Source organism: Lysobacter sp. S4-A87 (assembly GCF_022637455.1).
Lineage (GTDB): Bacteria > Pseudomonadota > Gammaproteobacteria > Xanthomonadales > Xanthomonadaceae > Lysobacter_J.
In genome coordinates this window covers 2,008,563-2,034,196 of sequence record NZ_CP093341.1, presented here as the reverse complement: position 1 = coordinate 2,034,196, position 25,634 = coordinate 2,008,563, and the positions used below count along the sequence as shown (strand labels likewise).

Annotated in this window: 23 protein-coding genes; 13 read left to right on the top strand and 10 right to left on the bottom strand. The window is 66.0% G+C overall.

The annotated features are described in order from the left end of the window. The first annotated feature begins 292 nt into the window (after nt 1-292). The 9 genes from MNR01_RS09130 (at nt 293) to MNR01_RS09090 (ending at nt 7,538) form a co-directional block, all read left to right on the top strand. Nucleotides 293-661, top strand: coding sequence for a hypothetical protein (locus MNR01_RS09130; protein ID WP_241917515.1), 369 nt, complete (start codon nt 293-295; stop codon nt 659-661). Between the two features lie 9 nt (nt 662-670). Then, the gene (atpB, locus tag MNR01_RS09125; RefSeq protein ID WP_241917514.1) at nt 671-1,501 is read left to right on the top strand and encodes a F0F1 ATP synthase subunit A; all 831 of its coding nucleotides are present in this window, start codon (nt 671-673) and stop codon (nt 1,499-1,501) included. An 81-nt stretch (nt 1,502-1,582) separates the two neighbouring features. Then, nucleotides 1,583-1,861 (top strand): F0F1 ATP synthase subunit C, encoded by a 279-nt coding sequence (gene atpE, locus MNR01_RS09120; RefSeq protein WP_115841924.1) that lies wholly within the window; start codon nt 1,583-1,585, stop codon nt 1,859-1,861. 108 nt (nt 1,862-1,969) lie between these two features. Continuing rightward, nucleotides 1,970-2,440: a F0F1 ATP synthase subunit B gene (locus MNR01_RS09115; RefSeq protein WP_241917513.1), complete on the top strand. Its 471-nt coding sequence runs from the start codon at nt 1,970-1,972 to the stop codon at nt 2,438-2,440. A gap of 8 nt (nt 2,441-2,448) precedes the next feature. Beyond that, nucleotides 2,449-2,976 (top strand): F0F1 ATP synthase subunit delta, encoded by a 528-nt coding sequence (locus tag MNR01_RS09110; RefSeq protein ID WP_241917512.1) that lies wholly within the window; start codon nt 2,449-2,451, stop codon nt 2,974-2,976. Between the two features lie 50 nt (nt 2,977-3,026). Further along, nucleotides 3,027-4,592, top strand: a complete 1,566-nt coding sequence (gene atpA / locus MNR01_RS09105; RefSeq protein ID WP_241917511.1) for a F0F1 ATP synthase subunit alpha — start codon at nt 3,027-3,029, stop codon at nt 4,590-4,592. Between the two features lie 84 nt (nt 4,593-4,676). Further along, nucleotides 4,677-5,540, top strand: coding sequence for a F0F1 ATP synthase subunit gamma (gene atpG / locus MNR01_RS09100; RefSeq protein ID WP_241917510.1), 864 nt, complete (start codon nt 4,677-4,679; stop codon nt 5,538-5,540). A gap of 83 nt (nt 5,541-5,623) precedes the next feature. Beyond that, the gene (gene atpD / locus MNR01_RS09095; RefSeq protein WP_241917509.1) at nt 5,624-7,024 is read left to right on the top strand and encodes a F0F1 ATP synthase subunit beta; all 1,401 of its coding nucleotides are present in this window, start codon (nt 5,624-5,626) and stop codon (nt 7,022-7,024) included. An 88-nt stretch (nt 7,025-7,112) separates the two neighbouring features. After that, nucleotides 7,113-7,538, top strand: coding sequence for a F0F1 ATP synthase subunit epsilon (locus tag MNR01_RS09090; RefSeq protein WP_158732385.1), 426 nt, complete (start codon nt 7,113-7,115; stop codon nt 7,536-7,538). Between the two features lie 109 nt (nt 7,539-7,647). Here the strand turns inward: MNR01_RS09090 and MNR01_RS09085 are convergent, their stop codons facing one another. Further along, the gene (locus MNR01_RS09085; protein WP_241917508.1) at nt 7,648-8,052 is read right to left on the bottom strand and encodes a GtrA family protein; all 405 of its coding nucleotides are present in this window, start codon (nt 8,050-8,052) and stop codon (nt 7,648-7,650) included. A 146-nt stretch (nt 8,053-8,198) separates the two neighbouring features. On the opposite strand from MNR01_RS09085, the gene glmU reads away from it, so the two are divergent. Beyond that, nucleotides 8,199-9,569, top strand: a complete 1,371-nt coding sequence (gene glmU, locus MNR01_RS09080; RefSeq protein ID WP_241917507.1) for a bifunctional UDP-N-acetylglucosamine diphosphorylase/glucosamine-1-phosphate N-acetyltransferase GlmU — start codon at nt 8,199-8,201, stop codon at nt 9,567-9,569. Between the two features lie 168 nt (nt 9,570-9,737). On the opposite strand, the gene MNR01_RS09075 is transcribed toward glmU, so the two are convergent. From MNR01_RS09075 to MNR01_RS09050, 6 genes are all read right to left on the bottom strand, one after another. Further along, the gene (locus MNR01_RS09075; protein WP_241917506.1) at nt 9,738-11,057 is read right to left on the bottom strand and encodes an ATP-binding protein; all 1,320 of its coding nucleotides are present in this window, start codon (nt 11,055-11,057) and stop codon (nt 9,738-9,740) included. 4 nt (nt 11,058-11,061) lie between these two features. Beyond that, the gene (locus MNR01_RS09070) at nt 11,062-12,399 is read right to left on the bottom strand and encodes a sigma-54 dependent transcriptional regulator (RefSeq protein WP_241917505.1); all 1,338 of its coding nucleotides are present in this window, start codon (nt 12,397-12,399) and stop codon (nt 11,062-11,064) included. Nucleotides 12,400-12,476: 77 nt separating this feature from the next. Continuing rightward, complete coding sequence (locus MNR01_RS09065; protein ID WP_241917504.1) at nt 12,477-13,715, bottom strand: FtsX-like permease family protein; 1,239 nt, start codon at nt 13,713-13,715, stop codon at nt 12,477-12,479. A 12-nt stretch (nt 13,716-13,727) separates the two neighbouring features. Then, nucleotides 13,728-15,050: an ABC transporter permease gene (locus MNR01_RS09060; RefSeq protein WP_241917503.1), complete on the bottom strand. Its 1,323-nt coding sequence runs from the start codon at nt 15,048-15,050 to the stop codon at nt 13,728-13,730. A gap of 10 nt (nt 15,051-15,060) precedes the next feature. Then, nucleotides 15,061-15,792, bottom strand: coding sequence for an ABC transporter ATP-binding protein (locus tag MNR01_RS09055; protein ID WP_241917502.1), 732 nt, complete (start codon nt 15,790-15,792; stop codon nt 15,061-15,063). A 40-nt stretch (nt 15,793-15,832) separates the two neighbouring features. Then, the gene (locus MNR01_RS09050; RefSeq protein ID WP_241917501.1) at nt 15,833-17,122 is read right to left on the bottom strand and encodes an HlyD family efflux transporter periplasmic adaptor subunit; all 1,290 of its coding nucleotides are present in this window, start codon (nt 17,120-17,122) and stop codon (nt 15,833-15,835) included. Nucleotides 17,123-17,316: 194 nt separating this feature from the next. Here MNR01_RS09050 and glmS point away from each other — a divergent pair, with 194 nt between their 5' ends. Beyond that, the gene (gene glmS, locus MNR01_RS09045) at nt 17,317-19,149 is read left to right on the top strand and encodes a glutamine--fructose-6-phosphate transaminase (isomerizing) (protein WP_241917500.1); all 1,833 of its coding nucleotides are present in this window, start codon (nt 17,317-17,319) and stop codon (nt 19,147-19,149) included. Nucleotides 19,150-19,340: 191 nt separating this feature from the next. On the opposite strand, the gene MNR01_RS09040 is transcribed toward glmS, so the two are convergent. The 3 genes from MNR01_RS09040 to MNR01_RS09030 form a co-directional block, all read right to left on the bottom strand. Beyond that, on the bottom strand, nt 19,341-19,757 hold the full coding sequence (locus tag MNR01_RS09040) for a transposase (protein ID WP_241917499.1): 417 nt from the start codon (nt 19,755-19,757) through the stop codon (nt 19,341-19,343). Between the two features lie 512 nt (nt 19,758-20,269). Continuing rightward, the gene (locus MNR01_RS09035) at nt 20,270-21,310 is read right to left on the bottom strand and encodes a LysR family transcriptional regulator (RefSeq protein WP_241917498.1); all 1,041 of its coding nucleotides are present in this window, start codon (nt 21,308-21,310) and stop codon (nt 20,270-20,272) included. Nucleotides 21,311-21,382: 72 nt separating this feature from the next. Beyond that, on the bottom strand, nt 21,383-21,772 hold the full coding sequence (locus tag MNR01_RS09030; RefSeq protein ID WP_241917497.1) for a hypothetical protein: 390 nt from the start codon (nt 21,770-21,772) through the stop codon (nt 21,383-21,385). Nucleotides 21,773-21,918: 146 nt separating this feature from the next. Here MNR01_RS09030 and MNR01_RS09025 point away from each other — a divergent pair, with 146 nt between their 5' ends. Then, a complete protein-coding gene (locus tag MNR01_RS09025) occupies nt 21,919-24,954 on the top strand; it encodes a sensor histidine kinase (protein ID WP_241917496.1) in 3,036 nt (1,011 codons plus the stop codon). Continuing rightward, a complete protein-coding gene (locus tag MNR01_RS09020) occupies nt 24,947-25,573 on the top strand; it encodes a response regulator transcription factor (protein WP_241917495.1) in 627 nt (208 codons plus the stop codon). The genes MNR01_RS09025 and MNR01_RS09020 overlap by 8 nt, the downstream gene beginning before the upstream one ends. The last annotated feature ends 61 nt before the right edge of the window (nt 25,574-25,634 follow it).

The following is a 25,634-nucleotide window of genomic DNA, read 5'->3' as shown; positions in this document are numbered from 1 at the left end:
GATTCTGCATGCTGGCGGCGCGGAGTCAAATTCAAAGTTGCAGTCGCTTCGATAGGGTAGCGCTATCATCTCCTGCAGGCCCCGGCGGCCTTACCTTCCAGGTAATTGAGCGTGCGGGCGGTCGGCGGCACGCTGGCCGCCGTGAAGCCGCCAGACGCCCTCCGCAGCGCCCTGTCCGGGCCCTGCACCCTCGCAAACGGGACTGGCGGCGGTTGCCGGAAACGCCGGCGACCTCTATACTTTTGCGGCTCTACCGGGCGCTTTGCGCCTGCCCCAGACCGACGAGTCCCGCGTGCACGATCCATTGTCCGCAGGTCGCCGGCTGGCGTCGCGCGCGACTGCCTGGCAGGCCGGCGCGGCAGCGCTGGTCGCGCTGGCCTTCCTCCCCCTCGGGGCGCCCTCGGCGCTGGCGGCGGCGGTCGGCGGTGGCGCGATCGTCGCGGGCAGTGTCGTAGCGGCCCTGATGGCCCTCGGAGGTGGTATCCAGCCGGCCGGGACGGCGGTAGGGCGGCTACTGGCCGGGGTGATGTTGAAGTGGGTGGTGGTGTTTGCAGTTTTAACGCTCGGCCTCGCCGGGTTCAAGCTGCCGCCGTTGCCAATGCTGGTGGGAGTGCTTGCGGGAACGCTTGCATTCGTCCTGGCCAACCTTTTTAGACGATAGGTGTCTTTCGTGAGTGAACAGACCGGTTCGGGCGGCCTGAACGAATACATCCAGCACCACCTCCAGCAGAACTCGGTCGAGTTGTTTGGCGGTGCGTTCCATATCGACACCTGGGCGGTGTCGTTGGTGCTGGGCTTGATCTTCATCGCCTGGTTCGGCTTCTTCGCTCGCAAGGCCACGTCCGGCGTGCCGAGCAAGGGCCAGGCCTTTGTCGAGCTGATCCTGGAGTTCATCGATGGCCAGGTGAAGGACAGCTTCCACGGCGACCGCCGTTCGCTGACCCCGCTGGCGCTGACCATCTTCATGTGGGTCGTGATGATGAACGGCATGGACCTGCTGCCGCTGGATGCGCCGTACACCGCGATCAAGCTCGCTGCCGGCGCCGAAGCCGCGCACCACACCTATTTCCGCTGGGTCCCGACCGCGGACCTCAACACCACGCTGGCCATGTCGGTCGTCGTGTTCTTCCTGATCCTGTGGCATTCGGTGAAGGCCAAGGGCGGCTTCGGCTTCGGCAAGGAGCTGCTGACCGCGCCGTTCCACGCGCACGGCACCGGCACCAAGATCGCGCTGGCACCGGCCAACCTCGGCCTCAACGTCATCGAGTACCTGGTCAAGCCGGTCAGCCTGGCCATGCGACTGTTCGGCAACATGTACGGCGGCGAGCTGGTGTTCATGCTCATCGCCGGCCTGCTCGGCGGCAGCTTGCTGATGTTCGTGCCGGGCGTGCTGTTCAACGCCGCATGGGCGCTGTTCCACATCCTGATCGTGCTGCTGCAGGCCTTCATCTTCATGATCCTCACCGTCGTCTACATCGCCGGCGCGTACGAGAGTCACTGAGTCCGCTTTTCGTTTTCGCTTCACCCTTCCGCGCTTTATCTATCCGTTAGTCCAACCAAAACGTTTCAGTAGGAGAAAACCATGGAATTCATCGCCAGTGTGCAGGGCCTGACCGCTATCGCGATCGGCATGATGGTCGGCCTCGGCGCTATCGGCGCTTGCCTCGGCATCGCGCTGATGGGCTCGAAGTTCCTTGAGTCGGCTGCCCGTCAGCCGGAGCTGGTGCCGATGCTGCAGGGCCGTATGTTCCTGCTGGCCGGCCTGATCGACGCGGCGTTCATCATCGCGCTCGCCGTCGGCCTGCTGTTCGCTTTCGGCAACCCGCTGCTGGGCGCCCTGCAGACCGCCGCTGGCGCCTGATCGCGGCAGCTTGCCAAGCAGTTTGATCCATCTTGATCCACCGGAGCCGTCCGCAATGCGGACGGCTCTCCCGGGCATCACCGCCCGCAGCGTCCTATCGGAGCTGTCATGAATCTCAACATGACCTTCTTCGGCCAGATGATCACGTTCGCGATCCTCATCTGGTTCACGATGAAGTTCATTTGGCCGCCCCTCAACAAGGCGATCGAAGAACGTCAACACAAGATTGCCGAGGGTCTGGCCGCTGCAGAGCAGAGCCAGAAGAACCTCGCGCAGGCACAGCAGAGCGTCGACGCCGAGCTGCGCACCGCCCGTACCAAGGCCAATGAGATCATCGAGCAGGCGCACCAGCGCGCCAATCAGATCATCGACCAGGCCAAGAACGACGCGATCGCAGAAGCCACCCGCCAGAAGGCAGTGGCCGACGCCGAGATCGCAGCCAGCGCCAATCGCGCCCGTGAGGAGCTGCGCAAGCAGGTCTCCACGCTGGCCGTGACCGGTGCCGAGAAGCTGCTCAAGCGCGAAATCGATGCCAACGCCCACAAGGCGCTGCTCGACGAGCTGGCCGCAGAAATCTGAGCTGAGCGATGACCCAGGCACTGACCCTCGCCCGTCCGTACGCCCGTGCCGCCTTCGCGCTGTCGCGCGAAAGCGGTCGCACCGCCGCATGGTCGCAGGCGCTCGCGTTTGCCGCCCGCGTGGCAGCCGATCCGCAGGCGCAGGCGCTGCTCGGCCACCCGCTGCTCAACCCGGTCGACGCCGTCGGCCTGTTGGCGATGGACGGTGCCGAAGAAGCCTTCACCCGCTTCCTCGGCCTGCTCGCCGACAACCGCCGCCTCGCCCTGCTGGCGGAGATCACCGGCCTGTTCGAGGAACTGCGTGCCGATGCCGAGCGCGTGGTCAAGGCCAAGGTCACTGCTGCCAGCGAACTGCCGGCCGCCGAGCTCGACGCCATCAAGGCCGCGCTGGTCAAGCGCTTCGGCCGCGACGTCGAGATCGAGACCGCGGTCGATGCATCGCTGATCGGCGGCGCCGTGATCGACGCCGGCGAAGTGGTCATCGACGGCTCGCTCAAGGGCAAGCTCGCGCGCCTGCAGTCCACGCTCGCGCAATAACGAATTCATCTGCAAATTCCGGTTAGCGCCGGATCAAGGGACTCACACCCATGGCTACCACCCAGCTCAACCCGTCCGAAATCAGTGAACTGATCAAGACCCGCATCGAGAAGGTCAAGCTGACCGCCGAAGCGCGCAACGAAGGCACCGTCACTTCGGTGGCCGACGGCATCGTGCGCATCTACGGTCTGGCCGACGTGATGCAGGGCGAAATGATCGAGCTGCCCGCTTCTGATCAGGGCGCCGAGACCTACGCACTCGCGCTGAACCTGGAGCGCGACTCGGTCGGCGCCGTGGTCCTGGGTGACTACGAGCACCTGCGCGAGGGCGACGTGGCCAAGACCACCGGCCGCATCCTCGAAGTGCCGGTCGGTCCGGAACTGCTCGGCCGCGTCGTCAACGCGCTGGGCGAGCCGATCGACGGCAAGGGCCCGATCACCGCCACGCTGACCGCTCCGGTGGAGCGCGTCGCCCCGGGCGTGATCTGGCGCAAGTCGGTCGACCAGCCGGTCCAGACCGGTTACAAGACCGTCGACTCGATGATCCCGATCGGTCGTGGCCAGCGCGAGCTGATCATCGGCGACCGCCAGACCGGCAAGACCGCCCTGGCGATCGACGCGATCATCAACCAGAAGGGCACCGGCATTAAGTGCGTGTACGTGGCGATCGGCCAGAAGGCCTCGTCCGTCGCCAACGTCGTGCGCAAGCTCGAAGAGAACGGCGCCCTGGCACACACGATCGTCGTTGCCGCCACCGCTTCCGAGTCGGCCGCGATGCAGTACATCAGCGCCTACTCCGGCTGCACCATGGGCGAGTACTTCCTCGACCGCGGCGAAGACGCCCTGATCGTGTACGACGACCTGTCCAAGCAGGCCGTGGCCTACCGCCAGATCTCGCTGCTGCTCAAGCGCCCGCCGGGCCGCGAAGCCTACCCGGGCGACGTGTTCTACCTGCACAGCCGCCTGCTCGAGCGCGCAGCCCGCGTGTCCGAGGAGTACGTCGAGAAGTTCACCGGTGGCAAGGTCACCGGCAAGACCGGCTCGCTGACCGCGCTGCCGATCATCGAGACCCAGGCCGGCGACGTTTCGGCGTTCGTCCCGACCAACGTGATCTCGATCACCGACGGCCAGATCTTCCTCGAGACCGACCTTTTCAACGCCGGCATCCGCCCGGCCGTGAACGCCGGCATCTCGGTGTCGCGCGTCGGTGGTGCGGCCCAGACCAAGATCATCAAGAAGCTGTCGGGCGGTATCCGAATCGCGCTTGCCCAGTACCGTGAGCTGGCTGCGTTCGCGCAGTTCGCCTCCGACCTGGACGAAGCCACCCGCAAGCAGCTCGAGCACGGCCAGCGCGTCACCGAGCTGATGAAGCAGAAGCAGTACGCGCCGATGTCGATCGCGCTGCAGGCGCTGTCGATCTACGCCGTCAACGAGGGTTACCTCAACGACGTGCCGGTCGCCAAGCTGCTGGCGTTCGAAGAGGGCCTGCACGCCCACTTCGTCAACACCCAGGGCGAGCTGGTCAGCAAGATCAACGCGACCGGCAGCTGGAACGACGAGATCGAGGCGACCTTCAAGCAGGGTATCGCCGAGTTCAAGCAGACCGGCACCTGGTAAAGCGTTGCAAGGACGGGCCCAGCCCGTCCCTGCGCCAACGGCGGGCTCCGGCCCGCCCGATGACGAACCGAAAGCGAGCGATACATGGCAGGCGGCCGCGAAATCAAAACCAAGATCAAGAGCGTGCAGAACACCCGCAAGGTGACGCGCGCGCTCGAAATGGTCTCGGCATCCAAGATCCGCAAGGCGCAGGACCGGATGAAGGTCTCGCGTCCGTATGCGCGCGTGATGAAGCAGGTGATCGGTCACCTGGCCCAGGCCAACTCCGACTACCAGCATCCCTACCTGGTCGAGCGCCAGGAAGTGAAGCGCGTCGGCTACATCATCGTGTCCTCGGACCGTGGCCTGGCCGGCGGCCTCAACAACAACCTGTTCCGCAAGCTGCTGGGCGAGTTCCGCAAGTGGCAGGAGCAGGGCGTCGAGATCGACGTGGTCACCATCGGCCAGAAGGCCTCGGTGTTTTTCCGTCGCATCAACGTCAACATGGTCGGCTCGGTCACCCACCTGGGCGACCAGCCCAAGCTCGAGCAGCTGGTCGGCGTGATCAAGGTCATGCTGGACGGCTACAGCAGCGGCGCCGTCGACCGCGTCTTCATCTGCTACAACGACTTCGTCAACACGATGACCCAGCGCGCGGCGTTCGACCAGCTGCTGCCGCTGCCCGAGTCGGACACGAAGGTCGCGCACCACGACTGGGACTACATCTACGAGCCCGACGCGGCCAGCGTGCTCGAGCACGTGCTGACCCGCTACGTCGAGTCGCTGGTGTACCAGGCGGTGCTGGAGAACGTCGCTTCCGAGCATGCCGCGCGCATGGTCGCGATGAAGGCCGCCTCCGACAACGCCACCAAGCTGATCGGCACGCTCAACCTGGTCTACAACAAGGCCCGCCAGGCTGCGATCACCCAGGAAATCTCGGAAATCGTCAGCGGCGCCGCCGCGGTCTGACCGCGCCGGCGCAGGCAACACCCAATCCCGTGGGCGCGATCGTCGCGACCGCACACCAGCTTTAAAGTTACGAGGAAACCACCATGAGTCAGGGCAAGATCGTTCAGATCATCGGCGCGGTCGTCGACGTCGAGTTCCCGCGCGAGTCCGTGCCGAAGGTGTACGACGCGCTGAAGGTCGACAACACCGAGATCACGCTCGAAGTGCAGCAGCAGCTTGGCGACGGCGTCGTGCGCACCATCGCGCTCGGCTCGACCGATGGCCTCAAGCGCAACCTGGTGGCCATCAACACCGGCAAGGGCATCTCGGTGCCGGTCGGCTCCGGCACCCTGGGCCGCATCATGGACGTGCTCGGTCGCCCGATCGACGAAGCCGGCGAAGTCGCCGCTTCGGCTCACTGGGAAATCCACCGCGCTGCCCCGTCGTACGAGGACCAGTCCTCGGGTAACGACCTGCTCGAAACCGGCATCAAGGTCATCGACCTGATGTGCCCGTTCGCGAAGGGCGGCAAGGTCGGCCTGTTCGGCGGCGCCGGCGTCGGCAAGACCGTCAACATGATGGAACTGATCAACAACATCGCCAAGGCGCACTCGGGTCTGTCCGTGTTCGCCGGCGTGGGTGAGCGTACCCGTGAGGGCAACGACTTCTACCACGAGATGAAGGACTCCAACGTCCTCGACAAGGTTGCGATGGTGTACGGCCAGATGAACGAGCCGCCGGGCAACCGCCTGCGCGTCGCGCTGACCGGCCTGACCATGGCCGAGTACTTCCGCGACGAGAAGGACGCCTCGGGCAAGGGCCGCGACGTGCTGCTGTTCGTCGACAACATCTACCGCTACACCCTGGCCGGTACCGAAGTGTCGGCACTGCTGGGCCGCATGCCGTCGGCCGTGGGTTACCAGCCGACGCTGGCCGAGGAAATGGGCGTCCTGCAGGAGCGCATCACCTCGACCAAGACCGGTTCGATCACCTCGATCCAGGCCGTGTACGTGCCCGCGGACGACCTGACCGACCCGTCGCCGGCGACCACCTTCGCCCACCTCGACGCCACCGTCGTGCTGTCGCGAAACATCGCCTCGCTGGGTATCTACCCGGCAGTCGATCCGCTCGACTCGACCTCGCGCCAGCTCGACCCGAACGTGATCGGCCTGGAGCACTACGAAGTCGCGCGCAAGGTCCAGTCGACCCTGCAGAAGTACAAGGAGCTCAAGGACATCATCGCGATCCTGGGCATGGACGAGCTGTCGGAAGAAGACAAGCAGGCCGTGTCGCGTGCGCGCAAGATCGAGCGCTTCTTCAGCCAGCCGTTCCACGTCGCCGAAGTCTTCACCGGTTCGCCGGGCAAGTACGTCGCGCTGAAGGACACGATCCGCGGCTTCAAGGGCATCGTCGAAGGCGAGTACGACCACCTGCCGGAGCAGGCGTTCTACATGGTCGGCGGCATCGAGGAAGCGGTCGAGAAGGCCAAGAAGATCGCAGGCTGATCTTTATTCCCTCTCCCGCTTGCGGGAGAGGGTCAGGGTGAGGGCATGCAGCGCCCTCATCCTCACCCAGACGCATTAAGAGATTCCCATGGCATCCACCATTCGTTGCGACATCGTCAGTGCCGAGCAGGAAATCTTCCACGGCGAAGCCGAGCTGGTGGTTGCCACCGGTGAGATGGGCGAGCTGGGCATCGCACCCAAGCATGCGCCGCTGATCACCCGCCTCAAGCCGGGCAAGGTCGTGGTGACCCTGCCGGGCGGCGAGCACCTGGACTTCGCCATCTCCGGCGGCATCCTCGAGGTGCAGCCGACCGTGGTGACCGTGCTGGCCGACACCGCCGTGCGCGCCCAGGACATCGACGAAGCCGCTGTCCGCGCCGCCAAGGAAGAAGCCGAGCGGATCCTGTCGAAGAAGGATCCGAAGATGAGCATGGAAGAAGCCCAGAGCCAGCTGGCCATGAGCATCGCCCAGCTCAGCGCGCTCGAGCGCCTGCGCAAGAACATGAAGCACTGAGTGTCGAACGCAGGTCCGCGCAGCGGATCGATGCACGACCCGAGAACGCCGGCCATGTGCCGGCGTTTTTCGTTGGAGAAGGCATGCGGCTCGAACGTCGGCTGCGCGGTCAGCGCTTGTAGACCCAATGCCGCGACAGCACGAACTGCACTGCCGACAAGCCCAGGTCGATGACCGGCTTCGCCAGCCACGCCCACTTCAGGCCGACGGCGTGTTCGACATGGGCCACGCCCCACGTGCTCAGCGCAGTGGTCACCAGCCACATCATCAGGAAGCGCGCGAACTGGCGGCGACCGACCGCCGTTGCGGCGCCGGCGAAGGTGAAGCGGCCATTGAGCCAGAACCCGAGCAGTGCCCCGGCGATGCGGCCGCAGACGTTTGCCGGCTCCACGGCCATGCCCAGCGCACTGAACGCCACGAACATCGCCCAGTCGACCAGCAACTGCCCCACGCCGATGACGAAGTAGCTGCCGCCCTGGCGGACGAGCGTGGAGTCCTGGAGGAGTTTTCGCATGGCGCAATTCTAGACACGATGGCGCCCCGGGCGCAGATGTTCCTGCGTCCGGCAACCTGCGACTTCCCCTGCGCGTCCGGACCAACGGGGGATTGCTAAGATTGGGCCGGGCGCCAGCGCCGGCGCAGCATCGAACAGGATCCCGCATGAGCCAGTTGCACGTAGTCATCCTCGCCGCGGGCGAGGGCAAGCGGATGAAGTCCGCCACGGCCAAGGTGCTGCAGAAGATCGCCGGACGGCCGATGCTCGCCCATGTCATCGACACCGCCCGGCGCCTGGGCGCCGACGGCATCCATGTCGTGTACGGCCACGGCGGCGAGCAGGTACGTGCCGCCTTCGCCGACCAGACCGATCTGCACTGGACCGAACAGGAACAACGCCTCGGCACCGGCCATGCGCTGCAGCAGGCGATGCCCGCCGTGCCGCAGGACGCGCGCGTGCTCGTGCTGTACGGCGATGTGCCGCTGATCGCCCACGACACCCTGCAGCACCTGCTGGCCGCACCGGGCCGGATCGCGGTGCTGGTGGCCGACCTCGATGATCCCACCGGCTACGGCCGCATCGTGCGCGACCCGCAGGGACGCGTCGGTCGCATCGTCGAGCACAAGGACGCCGACGACGAGCTGCGCGCGATCCGCACCGTCAACACCGGCATCCTCGTCGCCGACGGCGAGGCGCTGCGTGGTTGGCTGCAGCACCTGCGCAACGACAACGCCCAGGGCGAGTACTACCTCACCGACGTGTTCGCGTCGGCGGCGGCCGAGTTCAATGCCGCCGAGATGGTGCATGTGCAGGACCCGCTCGAAGTCGAGGGCGCCAACGACCCGTGGCAGCTGGCCCAGCTCGAGCGCGCGTTCCAGCGTCGCGCAGCGCGTGCACTGTGCGTGCAGGGCGCGCGCCTGATCGACCCGGCCCGGTTCGACCAGCGTGGCGAGGTGGTGGTTGGACGTGACGTCGAGATCGATGTCGACGTGGTGCTCGAAGGCCGCGTCGAGCTGGGCGACGGCGTGCGCATCGGCCCGTTCTGCCGCCTCAAGGACGTGCGCCTGGGGCCGGGCACCGAAGTGCGCGCGCATTGCGACCTCGACGGCGTGGTCGTGGAGGGCGCGGCGCAGATCGGGCCGTACTCGCGCCTGCGTCCGGGCACCGTGCTTGCCGACGGTGTGCACATCGGCAACTTCGTCGAGACCAAGAACGCGCGCATCGGTGTGACCAGCAAGGCCAACCACCTCAGCTACATCGGCGATGCCGTAATCGGCAGCGGCGTCAACGTCGGTGCCGGCACGATCACCTGCAACTACGACGGCGTGAACAAGTCGACGACGATCATCGAGGACGGCGCCTTCATCGGCTCGAACTCCTCGCTGGTGGCGCCGGTGACGATCGGCAAGGACGCGACGATTGCCGCCGGGTCGGTCATCACGAAGAACGCGCCGGACGGTCAGCTGACCGTGGCGCGTGCGCGGCAGATGACGGTAGAAGGCTGGCAGCGGCCGAAGAAGCAGCCCAAGCATTAATCGAGCAGGTAGCCCGGGTAAGCGAAGCGCACCCGGGGTACGGTCGCGTCCGGGCGCCGTGCGCCTCCCCGGGTGCGGCCGTTGGCCTTACCCGGGCTACGTTCACAAGAAGCGTCCCTTCTCCCGCGTGCGGGAGAAGGTGCCCGGAGGGCGGATGAGGGCGTCCGTTCACTCCACCGGAAGCGTCAGGCTCACCGTCAGCCCGCCGCCATCGCGATTGGCCAGCGCGATCCGTCCGCCATGCGCTTCGGCGATCTCGCGCGCGAGCGCCAGCCCCAGGCCACTGCCGGTGCGCTTGGTCGAGTAGAACGGCACCAGCGCATTCGCCAGCACCGTTTCCGACATGCCCGGGCCGCGGTCGCCCACTTCCATGCGCACCATGCGGCCGATCTGGCGCACGGCCAGCGTCACCTGTTCGGGCGCCGAGCCGGATTCGTGCGCGTTCTTGAGCACGTTGATCAACGCCTGCTCGATCTGCGCCGCGTCGAACCGCACCGTGGCTTCCGGCGGCTTGCCGTCCAGCTCGAACGCATAGTGCTGCTGCAGGCGCATCAGGAACGGCGTCCACTGGATCGTCTCCAGCTCCGGCACCGGCAGCTTGGCCACGCTGGAATACGCGCGCAGGAAACCGTGCAGGTGGCGCGCGCGCTCTTCGATGGTGTCGAAGATGCGACCCAGCTTGCTGTGATCCTCGCGTCGCAGCAGCTCGGCGCCGGAATGCGCCAGTGACGTGATCGGCGCCAGCGAGTTGTTGAGCTCGTGGCTGATCACGCGAATGACCTTCTTCCAGGTCGCCACTTCCTGGCGATTGAGCTCGGCCGTCAGGCGCTTGAACAGGAACAGCGTGTGCACGCGGCCATTGAGATGGAACTCGCGGCGGGCAAGGTGGTAGGTCTCTTCCTGGCCGGCGTACTCGAAGGTGAAGAGGCGATCGCGACCTTCCCCCAGGGCTTCGCGCAGCGGCGCCGGCGTGCGTTCGACCAGCTGGGCGAAACGCACGCCCTCGATCTTGCGGCCGTCATTGAACAGCTGCCGCGCGGCCAGGTTGCCGTAGACAATCGCACCGCCCGGTTCGGTCAGCACCAGCGCCGTGGGCGTGTTCTGCACCACCGTGTCGAGCAGCAGCTCGCGCTGGAACAGCGATTGCCGTTCCTGGCGCAGGACATTCCCCAGCTCGTTGTGCGCCGCGACCAGGTCGTCGAGCTCGTCGCTCGAGTTGCGTGCCAGGCTGAAGCTGAAGTCGCCATCGCGGAAACTGGCGACCGAACCGGAGAGTGCGCGGAACAGGCTCAGCTGCCGTGCCAGGTAGCGGGCCGACAGCCACGGCGCCAGCACCGAGCACAGCAGCGCCGACAGGCAAACGGCGAGCGCCAGGTTGTCGAGCAGGTAGTCGAACAGCCAGGTCGCGCCCACCGCGACCAGCGCGAAGGCGAACAGCAGCAAGGCAAGCTTGCCGGTCAACGAAAAGCGGTGCGACGCCGGGCGCATGACGTCAGCGCGGAATGCCCAGCTTCTCCAGGCGCCGATACAGCGCCTGACGGCTGAGTCCCAGTTCGGCGGCGGCCTGGCTCAACACGCCGCCGGCGCGCCGCATGGCCGTTTCGATGGCGTCGCGACTGATCTCGTCATCGCCGTGCGGCCGCGGTTGCGGCGGCGAGTCCGGCAGGCCGAGTTCGTCCGGCATGATGCGATCGGACTGGCCGAGCAGCAGGGCGCGCTGGATCGCGTTCTTCATCTCGCGCACGTTGCCCGGCCAGGCATGGCGCAACAACGCCGAGCGCGCGCTGTCGTCGAGCTGGCGCCGGCCTTCGAGGAAGTGTTCGGCCAGCGGCAGGATGTCGCCACGCCGCTCCGACAGCGGCGGCACGCGCAGCTCGATGACGTTGAGCCGGTAGTAGAGATCCTCGCGAAAGGTTCCCGCACGGATCATCGCCGGCAGGTCGGCGTTGGTTGCGGCGATGACGCGGACATCGACCTGGCGCTCGCGATTGGAGCCCAGGCGCTGGAAGCGGCCGGTCTCCAGCACGCGAAGCAGTTTCATCTGCCCGGCCGGCGGCAGGTTGCCGATCTCGTCGAGCAGCAGCGTGCCGCCATCGGCCGCTTCGAACTTGCCCTCGCGCGACTTGTTGGCGCCGGTGTAGGCACCGGCCTCGGCGCCGAACAGCTCGGCCTCGATCAGCTCCGACGGCAACGCGCCGCAGTTGAGCGTCACGAACGGCCCGCTGCGCACCGAGGAATTGGCCTGGATGATTTCGGCGATGCGCTCCTTGCCGGCGCCATTGGGGCCGCTGATCAGCACCGGCACATTGGCGCGGGCGACATGGCAGGCCAGGCTGATCAGGCGTTCGCTGGCGGGATCGTCGAAGACCACGCCGCGCAGGTCGTAATCGCGTTCGAGTTCCTTGCGGCGGCGACGCTCGTCGGCGCGGCGCTCGGCCAGTGCGCGGTTGGCCTCGCCCAGTTCGAGCAGGTTGGTCACCGCGGTCATCAGCTTGTGGTCGTCCCACGGCTTGCCGAGGTAGTCGGCGGCGCCGGCCTTGACCAGTGCGACCGCAGATTCCAGTCGCGTCCACGCGGTCAGCAGGATGATCGGCAGATCCGGGAAGCGGTCGCGGATGGTGCGGAACAGCGCGATGCCTTCCTCGCCGGAGGTGGTGTCGGCGGTGAAGTTCATGTCCTGGATGACCAGGTCGATGTTCTCGCGCTCGAGCATCTCCAGGCCTTCGTCCGGTGACTCCGCGCTCAGTACGCGCAGGTCGGCGAGCGAGAACAGCACGTCGAGCGCGACGTGCACGGCATGGTTGTCGTCGATGACCAGGATGGTGCGCATCGGCCTAGCCTAGCAGCGGGCCGCGTGGCCGCAATGTGCCGGACGGTGGTCGCCGTCCGGCACAGCGGCAACATGGCCTAGACGGTGCGCGTGGCCACGGCCGGCGAGACCCGGGTGGCGCGCGTGGCCGGGCCGAACACGGCCAGCTGGCCCAGCAGCAGCACGGTCAGCGCGCCCATCGGCGCGTAGTACCAGGCCAGGCGCGGCAGCTCGTAGTGCTTCATCAGCCACATGTTGAAGCCGTAGGTCAGCACCAGGCCGACCGCAACACCGATGCCGACCACGATCAGGTTCTCGATCATGAAATAGCGGCGGATGTCGAAGCGGCGGGCGCCCAAAGCGCGGCGCGTGCCGATCTGCTTGATGCGCCGGGTGACCCAGAAGCTGACCATGCCGACGATGCCCAGGCCGGTCACGGCGAGCAGGGCGAAGATCACCGTGGTCAGCACCATCGTCATCGCGCGGTCCTGGCGGTAGCTGTCGCCGCGCACTTCCTCGATCGAGCGCAGGCCGCGGACGATGCGGCCGGTGTTGATCTCGCCGAGCTTGCGTTCGGCTTCCTTCATGACCTCGTCGCGACGGTCGGGCTCGGCACGGATCAGGTAGCGGGCGCTGTTGGCGTCGAACTCGCCGAGGCTGTACTGCGGCACCAGGGTGGTCTGCTCGACCTTGTCCCAGCCCACCCACGGCGCCTGCAGGCGCTCGACCACGCCGACCACCGTCACCGGCCCGTTCTTGCCGGGCAGGCTGCTGTAGATCGTCTTGCCGACGGCCGAGCCGCCCGGGAAGATCTTGTCGGCCAGCGCCTGGGTGATGATCACCGAGTGCAGCGTGCCCTTGTCGTCCTTGGTGCGGGCACTGATGTCGCCGGCGTTGAAGTCGCGACCGGCGACGAGCTTTACCCCGAGTGTGTTGAGGCCGTGTTCGTCGACCATGTAGACAGCCGAACCCTCACGGATGCGCTTTTCCTGCGGCACGCTGTCGGGCTGGTCGGAGATGCCCTCGCTCCAGCCGCCCTGCGACAGCGGCACCGAGTTGATCGTGGTCGCGTCGATCACGCCCGGGATCGAGCGAAGTGCATCGAGGTCCTCGCGCAGGCTGCCCTGCAGGTCGAAGTCCGGTGCGAAGCCGAGGCTGTTGACGGTGAACAGCCCGGCTTCCTGCATGCCGCTGGGACGGTTCACCTTCTCGATGCGCTGCAGGATGATGAAGACGCTGTTGCACACGATCGCCAGGGTGATGGCGACCTGCAGCACGATCAGCAGCAGGCCGGTCTTGTTGCGCATCAGCGCGTTGAGTACTGGACGGAATTCCATGTGTGTGCTCCGTTACTGCGTCTTCAATTGCGTGGCGGGCTGCACCTGGCAGGCTCGCCATGTCGGGTACAGGCCTGCGATCAGGCTGGCGACCAGCGCGATCAACAGCGACAGACCGACCATGGTCCAGTCCAGCTGCGCCAGCTTCTCGATCGAGGTGCCGGCGTAGAGCTTGCGCAGCGCGAGCAGGCCCAGGCCGGTGAAGACCAGGCCGATCACGCCGCCGGCCAGGCCCACCAGGCCCGATTCGGTCAGGTACTGCGCGAACACCGCCGGCTTGCTGGCGCCAACCGCGCGGCGCAGGCCGATCTCCGGCGCCTTGCCCATGAACTTGGCCAGCAGCAGGCCGACCGTGTTGATCAGGCACACAGCGAAGAAGGCGAACGCCAGCCACACCTGCGTGCGTGCGTCTCGGCTGACCACGCGCTGCGCCACCAGCCATTCAGACACGCTGCGCAGCTTGTTGTTGACCGGACGCGGGAAGCGGCCGTTCTTCTTCTGCTCGGCGACGTAATTGTTGAGGAAGCTCAGGTAGCGCTGCGCGTCGGCGTCGTCCTTGACCTGCACCCACAGGTCCATCCAGATGCACTCCGAGCCCAGCAGTCCCTGGTAGCCCGGGTCGGAGCTGTCCTCGTAGCAGCTGTTGTTGGAGCCGCTGACGAGCTCCTTCTCGATGCCGATGCTCATCGGTACGAACACCGCCTGCGGGTCGTTGAAGGCGCCGGCGGCGATGTGATAGACCAGCGGCGTCGGGTGCCATTTCTCGAGCACGCCGACCACGGTGTAGTCCTCGCCGCTGAGGCGGACCTTGCGGCCGACACTGTTCTCGCCGCCGAAGATCTTCTCGTTGGTTTCCTGGTCGATGACGGCCACGCGCGCGGCATTGTCATCCTCGGCCTGGCTCCAGCCGCCGCCGTACTTGAACGGCGGTTCGAAGATCGGGAAGAAGCCGTGCGTGGTGAACAGCGCCTCGACCATGTACGGCTTGATCTCGCGCTGCGGCGGTTCCAGCGACAGCACGTTGGGGAAGAAGCCGGCCTCGTGCTCGGCCTTGTGCGCGGCGACCAGGTTGCGCACGTCCTGATAGCTCATCAGGTCCGGCGGCTCGGCCGGGTTGTCGTCGTCCCAGGGATTGTTGGCATCCCAGTTGTCGACCTGGACGCGACGGATCTGCTCGTCCTTATGCGACAGCGGATTGGCCGACATCATGTGCAGCACGGTCATCGAGGTCATCGACATGCCGATGCCGAGCGCGATGGCGGCGACCATCAGCGCGGTGAGGATGCGGTTTCGCCGGAGCGAGATGAGTGCCAGACGGAGGTAGTAGCCGATCATGGCGATGTCCTCAGGTGGCCGACACGGCCGCGGCAGCGGTCGCCGCGGCGACTTCGCCGCCCAGGCGCGGCGAATCGTCCAGGTCGGTGACCTGGCCGTCGATGATGTGGACGTTGCGCTGCGCGCGCGCGGCCAGTTCCGGGTCGTGGGTGACCATGACAATGGTCGTGCCCTGGGCGTGGATCTCCTCGAGCAGCTCCATCACGCCGCGCGCCATCAGCGAGTCGAGGTTGCCGGTGGGTTCGTCGGCGAGCAGCAGGCGCGGCGAACCGGCCAGGGCGCGCGCGATCGCGACACGCTGCTGCTGGCCGCCGGAGAGTTCGGACGGGTAGTGCTTCATGCGCGACATCAGGCCGACCCGGCCGAGCGCGTGCTCGATGCGCTGCTTGCGCTCGGCCGCGTTCATGCCGCGGTAGCGCAGCGGAACGTCGACGTTGTCGAACAGGTTCAGGTCGGGGATCAGGTTGAAGCCCTGGAAGATGAAACCGATCTTCTCGTTGCGCAGGCGCGAGCGGGCGTTGTCGTTGAGGCCCTTCACGGCGACGCCGTCGAGCAGGTACTCGCCGTCGCTGAATTCCTCCAGCAGTCCGGCGATGTTGAGAAAGGTGGTCTTGCCCGAGCCGGACGGCCCGGTGACGGCGACGAACTCGCCCTCGCGCACGTGGATGTCGAAACCGCGCAGCGCGTGCGTTTCGATCATGTGGGTGCGGTAGACCTTGCTCAGGTGGGTCATCTTCAACATGTTCGTACTCCTGGGTCTTGAATGGCGATTCTTGCGTTGATCAGTTGTTGACCAGCACCTGGTCGGCGCCGTTGAAAGGGGTGATGTCGGAGATGACCACGCGCTCGCCGGGCTGCAGGCCGGTGAGGATCTCCACGTCGGACAGGCTGCTGGCGCCGACGGTGATCGGGCGCTTGATCGCGGTGTCGCCGTCCATGACGTAGGCGATGCGGCCGCCGCCGGTGTCGAGGAACGGGCCGCGCTGCACCATCAGCACGTTCGGCTTCTCCTCGATCAGCACGCGCGTGCTGACGCGCTGGTTCTGGCGCAGGCCCGACGGACGGCCTTCGGCGGCGATGTCGTCGGCGAAGCGCACGCGCGCCATCACCTGGCCGTTGACCACTTCCGGCGACACCGAGCGCAACTTGCCGGCGTACTTGTGGCCGCCGTAGCTGATCTCGGCGGCCATGCCCAGGCGCAGGTCATCGGCGAAGCTTTCCGGCACAGGCAGCTCGACTTCCAGCTCGCGCAGGTCGACCACGACCAGCAGCGCCTGGTTGGCCGGCACCACGGTGCGGTCGGTGATCGCGACGGTGCCGACCACGCCCTCGACCGGCGAGCGGATGTTGAGCTGGTCGACCTGGCGCTGCAGCTCGGCGACGATCGCCTGCTGGCGCTGCGCGAGCAGGTGCTTGTTGCGGGTGTCCAGCCCGACGCCCTGGTCCTGCAGGCTGTAGTCGCGCTTGGCGTGCAGCAGGCCGATGTCGGCCTTCTTCACCGCGTCCTGCGCGCGCGCCACTTCGACCTGCGACACCGCGCCGCCTTCGAAGCCTCGCTGGCCGCGCTCGAGGTCGCGCATCGCCGCGGTGCGGTCGATCTCGGCCTGGTCGAGCAGCTTGCGTGCGGTCGAGCGGGCGAGCTGGGCGTCCAGCGCGGCCCGGCGCGCCTCCGCCTCCAGGCTGGCCAGGGTCGACTGTTCCTGCACCAGGCGGCTGCGCAGCTCGGGGCTGTCGATTTCGGCCAGGGTCTGGCCCTGCTTGATGACGTCGCCGGCTTGCACCCGCAGCGTCACGGTGCCGGCGGCCGGGGCGTACAGGGTCGGGCTGACGGCGGCGACCATGCGGCCCTGCACCGCGACATCGCGGACCAGGGTGCCGCGGCGGACTTCGGCCACGCGCAGGCGCTCGCCGCTGACCGACTGTCCGGAGCCGAGCCAGCGCCCGAGCGTGGGGACGGTCAATGCCAGCAGCAGCACCGCGGCGATGCCGCCGCCGATCAGCAGCTGCTTGCGGCGCGGGTTGGCCGGTGTGGCCGCGAGTACGCGGTCTTGTCCAGAGGTGTCGCGGATCATGCAGTGTCGGATGCGCAGGAATGAGAATGCGCTTAAACAACGCAGGAACCGTGCCAGCGATCAGTCCATTGAAATCAGTGGCTTGGAAGGGCCGAGGGTGTCCGCTGTGTCCGCCCGGACACCCGGGTGTCCGCCGTACAGCAGCCATACCGTGGCCCCGGCTAAACTAGCGCGACATCAAGGAGTGCTGCCGAATGTGTGGAATTGTTGGTGCGATCGCCGATCGCGACGTGGTCCCGGTCCTGATCGAAGGCCTCAAGCGCCTGGAGTACCGCGGCTACGATTCGGCGGGCATTGCCGTGTTCGACGGACAGGACATGCGCCGCGTGCGCCGCACCGGACGGGTTTCGGAGATGGAAGCGGCCGCGCAGGCCGAGGGCTTCCACGCCAGCCTGGGCATCGGCCACACCCGCTGGGCCACGCATGGCGGCGTCACCGAAGCCAACGCGCACCCGCACATCAGCTTCGGCGAGCTGGCCGTGGTCCACAACGGCATCATCGAGAACCACGAAGAGCAGCGTGAGCGCCTGCGTGGTCTTGGCTACACCTTCGAATCGCAAACCGATACCGAAGTCATCGCCCACCTGATCCATTACTTCCAGTCGCAGGGCCGCGACCTGCTGGTGGCGGTGCGCTTCGCCGTGCGCGAACTCACCGGCGCCTACGCGATCGCCGTCGTCAGCAAGCACGAGCCGGGCCGCATGATTGCCGCGCGCATGGGCTGCCCGCTGCTGGTTGGCCTGGGCGAAGGCGAGAACTTCATCGCCAGCGACGTCTCGGCGATCATCCAGTCCACGCGTCGCGTGATCTTCCTGGAAGAAGGCGACACCGCCGACGTCCGTCGTGAAGGCGTCAGCGTGTTCGACATCGACGGCGAGCCGGTCGAGCGCGAAGTGCATGTCTCCGACGTATCGCTGGCCTCGCTGGAGCTGGGCCCGTACCGCCACTTCATGCAGAAGGAAATCCACGAGCAGCCGCGTGCGATCGCCGACACGATCGAAGCGGTGATGGACGGCACCGGTTTTTCGCCGGCGCTGTTCGGCGCCAATGCGGCCGAAGTGCTGGGCGCATGCGATGGCGTGCAGATCCTCGCCTGCGGCACCAGCTTCTACGCGGGCATGACCGCGCGCTACTGGATCGAGGCGATTGCCGGCATCCCGTGCTCGGTCGAAATCGCCAGCGAGTACCGATACCGCAAGGCCGTGGCGAACCCCAGGCACCTGATCGTCACCATCTCGCAGTCGGGCGAAACACTCGACACGATGGAAGCACTGAAGTACGCCAAGTCGCTCGGCCACGACAAGAGCCTGTCGATCTGCAACGTGCCCGAGAGCGCGATCCCGCGCGCCAGCAAGCTCGTTTACTACACCCGCGCCGGCGCCGAGATCGGCGTGGCCTCGACCAAGGCCTTCACCACCCAGCTGGTGGCGCTGTTCACGCTGGCCGCTACGCTGGCCAAGCTGCAGGGGCGACTGTCGGCAGAGAAGGAAGCGGAATACCTGGAAGCGCTGCGGCACCTGCCGGGCAGCGTCCAGCATGCGCTCAACCTTGAACCGCAGATCGTCAGCTGGGCCGAGCGCTTCGCGCCGCGCCAGCACGCACTGTTCCTCGGTCGCGGCGTGCACTACCCGATCGCCCTGGAAGGCGCGCTAAAGCTCAAGGAAATCTCCTACATCCACGCCGAGGCCTACCCGGCCGGCGAGCTCAAGCACGGCCCGCTGGCGCTGGTCGACGCGACCATGCCGGTGGTGGTGATCGCGCCCAACGACAGCCTGCTGGAGAAAGTGAAGTCGAACATGCAGGAAGTGCGCGCACGCGGCGGCGAGCTGTTCGTGTTCACCGACGAGGACAGCCAGTTCGGCCCGTCCGACGGCGTGCATGTGATCCGCGCACCGCGCCACGTCGGCGTGCTGTCACCGGTGGTGCATGCGATCCCGGTGCAGCTGCTGGCGTACCACGCGGCGCTCGCGCGCGGCACGGATGTCGACAAGCCGCGGAACCTGGCCAAGTCGGTGACGGTGGAGTAAACCGCGTGACCTAACGCCCCGGATGCGCTGCGCTTATCCGGGCTACGCGGGTCAGCGCGTCCTATCATCCTGTGGCCTCGCGGCTCGCACAGGTAGCCCGGGTAAGCGAAGCGCACCCGGGACGCGCGTGACTTGACGGCCCCCGGATGCGCTGCGCTTATCCAGGCTACGCGAGTTTGCGGAAGCTCGCCTCAATCCACTATCGCGACGCTGCGAACGGGATGAAGTATCTGCGGTGGCTCAATCGGGCGCGCCGCCAACGGCAGCGTCGGGCGTGATCGCTGCCTTGCACCTGCGGCGCGTCGCAACAGGTGCGCGGATGCCTCGTTTCCGATGTGCATGGCGACGACATTCCACAAGCCGCGACGATTCCAGCGCAGGAAGCGCGCGTGCACCGATCGCCAGGCGCCGCATTCCGGCGGCAGCTCTGCCCAATGCGCATCCGCCCATGCCACCCAGATCGCCGCTTCCACGAATCGCTGGTAAGCACCGCTCTTCTTCCTGATACGTGTCCGCATGGATCGTGGAAGGGATTCGACGATGGCAATCCAGGTGTTGGCACCCAGCTGTACTGAAGTGGCTGGATCGATCCTTACTCCGCTCTGCATGGGGTGCCCCGATATGCTCTCGTCCGCACGCACGCGTGGACCATCCGGTTGATCAGTCCGAGAAAGTGGTTCAGTTCGCGCGAACGACCTTCCGAATGGATGGATGGTTCGCCATGGAAGCCGTTTGCAAACAGGATCGAACGCAACCTGGCAGATACATAGCGTTCGTGCTCGCCAGCCTCTTCGATTATTGCAGTCGACACGGAATGGAACGAAGACAGGATGTCGTCGCGGCGACTGGATCGCGCGCGCATTGTCACCATGCATGTGTCCAGTGACGACAATCTCCTGTCGATGCTCTTGCGCGAACGTTGCATTGCCACCCCTCGCTGATGTCGGAATTCATCGCGTCGCACTCCTGTTGCGTCGTGCCACCGATGGTCGATGTCAGACACTCTAGGCAGGGCAGTGGGGTGGCGGTAGGCAACCGGGTGGAACCACGCTGTTGGATCCGCAGCATCAATGCCGTCCATGCGTGCTGCGTGCAATCAGTTGCACGAGCACAACATGGCTCAGGCGGCAACGCCAATCCCTGCGATCGGGTCCGCGGATCGCAGGGATTGATCCGAACCCAGTCCGGCGAGTGGACCTTCGAGGTCCAGTGCACGTATCCGGGCGGTCATGAAGTCGATGAACACCCGGACTCGCTTGGGCAGCTGGTAGCGGCTCAGATAGCACAGGTAGTGCCCGCGATCGTCCGGTGCCACCGATTCAAGGCACGCCACCAGCATGCCGTCACGCAGCGCGCTGCAAACCTGATAGGCGGGCAGCTGGGCAAGGCCTTGTCCGTCGAGCACCGCCTGGGTCGCCAGCGATGGGTCGTTGACGACGACGGTTGAGTTCGGTGTAACGGTGCGGGGATGGCCGTCGACCTTGAAGTCCCACGACTGCAGCCGGCCATTGGCCAGCCGCTGGTTGATGCAGGCGTGCGAGGACAGTTCATCGACCGAAGCCGGCAGGCCGTGCCGGCGGGCGTAGTCTGGCGACGCACAAACCAGCATCCGCATGGGGATCAGCTTCTTTGCGACCACCTGACTGTCCTCCAGGCGGCCATCGCGGAAAGCGACGTCAATCCGCTCGGCGCTCAGATCCACGATGCGATCGTCCACCAGCAGTTCCAGCGTCACTTCCGGGAACTGCCTGCGGAAATCGGCGAGCAGTGGGGCGACGACGTTACGGCCGAAACCGATGGGCGCGCTGATCTTCAGGTGGCCCTGTGGCGGACCCTCACGCAGGTCCCGCATGTCTTCCAGCGCCTGCAGCAGCCTTTCGAGCCCTGGCCGACAGTTCTCGTAGAACTGTTCGCCTTCGCGGGTGATGGTCGTGTTGCGAGTGGTGCGCGAGAACAGGCGCGCTCCCACTTGCACCTCCAGTCTCTGGACGCTTCGGCTGACAGCCGATCGGCCTATGCCCAACCGGTCGGCGGCTCGGGCAAAATTGCCCTCATTGGCCACGGCGATGAAGGCGACCAGGCCGGTATAGCTGGCGGCCAGGCTCGAGATGAGCGCATCGCGGTGGTCCAACGAAGCTTGTGGTGACGGGACGATCGACATGGTGACCTCGTGTCGTGAGTATGGCCGACTGAGGTTGGCAGCGACTGCGCACGAGCGGCATCCCAAGGCAGGTCAGTCGTCGGCACCCCTGTCGGGGGTAGTGGCGTGCAGGTGGATGACACGTCGACCGTGAAGCCTTGCGTCAACCGAGTACGCCCCTGCGCCAAGCAACATGAGCCCCGCGCAGCCGCCGACATGGCCCACGAGCAACCACGGTTCGATTGAACTGGAGGCCGCCATGGCGACGGCAGCGGCCACCCCCAGCGACAGAGCGGCCAATCGTGTCGCCAATCCGAGCACAAGAAGCAGCGCGATCAGTCCCGCAAGCGGATACCTGACATGGGGATCGACAGCAACGGCCGATGCTGCAATGGCAAAAGCGGCGGGTACATGGCAAGTGCGAACGAACAGCAGTCCTAGGCCGGCGGCGCCGTCGGGGTACCGGCATACATAGTTGGTCATGCGCAGACGATAAAGCCCCGCCACCGTCACGTCAGACCCGATCGAGGCGCATGGAGCCCCCCCATTCGAGGGTAAGATGGCGGCGCTTCAGCCGGCATAACTACAGGCCGGACGGTTGGACGAAGCCTAAAGCGGGGAATGGCAGCATGTGGCTAACCAGGGTCCTTCTGTTCGCCGTCATGGCGTTGCCTCTTGCGGCGTCCGCAGGGGAGTCCCGTCGCTTCGCGCACTACGTTCACCAGCGCTGGATCGGAAGTGAAGCGCCCGTGCCCGTGGTTGCGATGGCGCAAGGGCGGGATGGCTATCTCTGGCTGGCGACCGGTGACGGGCTGTTTCGATTCGACGGCATACGATTCGAGCAGATCGAAGACGAAAACAGCGCAGGCAAGCACGGCCTGCCCAGCGCGCTGCTGGTGACACGAAGCGGCGACGTGTGGACAAACTTCGAAACCTCGCGCCGCTTCGCCATCTACCGCAACGGCGCTCTGCATGTCCTTGACGGAATCACCGCGCCCAGCCGGATCTACGAGATGGCGGAAGGGCCCGATGGGTCGATCTGGGCGCGGACGGCCAGCTATGACGCGGAATTGCTGCGTTTCCATGACGGACGCTGGCGCACGTTCAATTCCGCCGACGGACTGCCACAGAGCAACATAACGAACATGATCGTCGCGGCCGATGGCGCGATCTGGGTGGCATGTACCAGTGCGGTCGCGCGCCTGGCGCCAGGCGCGGCGAGGTTCGAACTTGTCGGGAGCATGCCCAAGGGCGCGCTGTCGCAGGATCCGGAGGGTCGCGTGTGGATCTCCGACAGCCACGGAAGTTTCCCCATTACCGGGCCCGGTGGCCGCGGCTCGCCAGCCCCATTTCGCAATCCCTATCGCACGGGTGATGAGCAGATCCAGCTCGGTCCAACATTCGATCGTGAAGGCAATCTGTGGATTGCAACGCGTTACGACGGCGTCAAACGTATTCGTACGCGCGGCGTTCCTGCCACTGACGGCGGCACCGGAACGGAGTCGTTCACCAGCCGCGATGGACTGTCCTCAGACGTTACCAACCAGGTGCTGGAAGACCGCGAAGGGAATATCTGGGTCGGCACCGAAGTAGGGCTGGACAGGTTCCGGCCCGCCACGCTGATCGCCGAAGCTGCGCTGGATTCGCCTGCCGAGTTCGGCGACAAGCTCCTGGGTGCGTCCGACGGCAGTGTCTATATCGGGCAGGCGCGAACCATCCATCGCGTCAGGCCGGGTGGAATGCCGGAGGCGATACTGCGTGACGTGGTGGAGCCGGAGAGTCTGTGCGAAGCGCCGGACGGCGCGATCTGGATGGGATTCGAGAACCAGATCCTGGTCTGGGCGAACGGCAGCATTCGACAGACGATCGAACGTCCCGACAAGGATGCAAACCACAACATCATCTATGACTGCGCTTTCGACGCCAGTGGCGATTACTGGATATCCGCCGCAGGCAGCGGCCTGCACCGGTACGGGAACGGGCATTGGGAAACCGTCCTGCAGCCGGGCCACGTGGTCGACTTCTTTCCCACGACCATGGTTCGAACACCGCAGGGCGGCGTGGTCGTGCAGTCGGGCGACCGTCTGATCTGGGTTCGGGGCTCCGCGCAGGCAATCACTCACCTGGATTTTGGTGGAAGCGGCCTCAAGGTACTCACGCTCCAGGACGCTGGAGACTGGGTCTATTCGGCGGGCAGCTTTGGGCTTGCCCGGCATCGACCGGGGCGAACCGAGACCGCGTGGGCACCCGAGGTGTCCCTCGGCAGTCGCATCAACGGGATCGTGCAGACGCCTGACGGCGATACCTGGCTTGCTTATCCAAAGTCGTTGGCCCGGTTCCGGCCACAGGAGCTTGAGCGCGCCTTCTCCAACAAGGCGCTTCCAGTGTCGACACTGGCGCTCGGTCCTGGGGACGGGCTGGTCAGCAGACCCCATTCGCACTCGCAACGATCCATGGTGCGCGGCGGAGATGGCCGAATATGGGTAGCCACCGAAACCGGAACGCTATGGATGGATCCGGCACGACTGGTTCGCAATCTGGTCCCACCCAGCGTTTCGATCAGGGCGATCAACGGGGATGGCCGCACCTTCCGTGATCCAACGGCGGTGAGGCTTCCGACATCGACGGCCAATGTCGAGATCGACTTCGCGGTACTGAGTTTCGCCGACCCTGGTCGGGTTCGCGCCCGCTACATGCTCGAAGGCTTCGATCGGAGTTGGGTCGATCCCGGGACCAGGCGGCAGGCGTTCTACACCAACCTCCCTCCGGGCAAGTACCGGTTTCGCGTGCTTGCCGCCAACAATGACGGCGTCTGGAACCGGACCGGGGGAGTGGTGGACTTCGAGATTCCCCCCAGCTTCGTTCAATCCGTCTGGTTCCTTCTCTTGTGTTCCGCCCTGGCGCTCGCCTCACTGTGGGCGTTGTATCGATTCCGCGTAGCGCAGGTGGCCGCTCGCATCCGCAGTCGGCTGGAGGAGCGCATCGCGGAGCGCGAACGCATTGCGCGTGAACTCCACGACACATTGCTGCAGGGTGTCCAGGGCCTGATCCTGCGCTTCCAGGCTGTCGCGGACCGGTTGTCCAGCGAGGACAAGTCCACGGGTCATCTCGAGGCGGCGCTGGCGGCGGCAGAGCACGTCGTGGTGGATGCGCGCAACCGCGTCCGCGACCTGCGCGCGGACGAAGTCACGGACGATCTTTGCGCTACGGTCGAAAAGGTCGTGGCCGGGATCCCGTTCGATCAGCCGCTTCCGGTTCGCGTCGTCGTCGAAGGCAGGCCGCGGCCACTGCATCCGCTCATCGCCGCGGAGATCGCCAGGATCGTGCGTGAGGCCATGCTCAACATTGCCTATCACGCGCACGCGTCGTGGGCCGAGATCGCGATCGGATTCGAGGCAAGGCACCTGGCCATTCGGATGCGGGACAACGGAGTTGGCATTCCCGCAGCGGTTCTTGCGCGTGGCCAGAAGGCTGGCCATTTCGGCATGATTGGAATGCGCGAGCGCGCCGAGAAGATGGGTGGCTCGATCACCATCAGCAGCGGTCCGGACGGCGGCTCGGAAGTTACACTCGCAGTGCCGGCGAAGCTCGCATTCGCCAAGCGCAAGCCCCGCGGATGGCCATGGTGGCAACGTCTCCTTGACAGGAATCCCAGCGATGAATGATCCAAAGATCCGCGTTCTCGTCGTCGATGATCATCCGGTGCTGCGGGATGGCGTTGCCGCCATCCTGGAAAACCAGTCCGACATGACGATGATCGGCGAGGCGCGGGACGGGCGCGAAGCCGTCGACCGGTTCCGGTCGCTGCGCCCGGATGTGACGCTCATGGATCTCCAGATGCCTGGCATGAACGGAGTCGATGCGATCACCGAAATCCGCTCAGCAGACCCGGGGGCCAAGATCATCGTCCTCACTACTTATGCGGGCGATGTGCAGGCGGTTCGCGCACTGAAGGCAGGTGCAGTCGGATACCTGCTGAAGAGTGGCCTGCGGACCGAGTTGATCGATGCCATTCGAGACGTCCATCGCGGCCAGCGTCACGTCCATCGCGACGTCGCCGATGAGATCGCCGTCCACGTTGTCGATGAACCGTTGTCCAGCCGCGAGGTGGCGATTCTTCGCCTCGTGTCAATCGGGAAGGCGAACAAGCAGGTTGCGTCTGAACTCGGGTTGTCCGAAGAGACGGTAAAGGGACACCTGAAAAGCGTCTTCGCCAAGTTGGGCGTGGCGGACCGCACTCACGCCGTCACGGTCGCAGCGCGACGGGGCATCATCGAGCTCTGAGCCCTCCTGCTGCCGGAGCAATCCCGGCGGCGGCACGGCGCGCCTTGGGTGCCTGGATCAT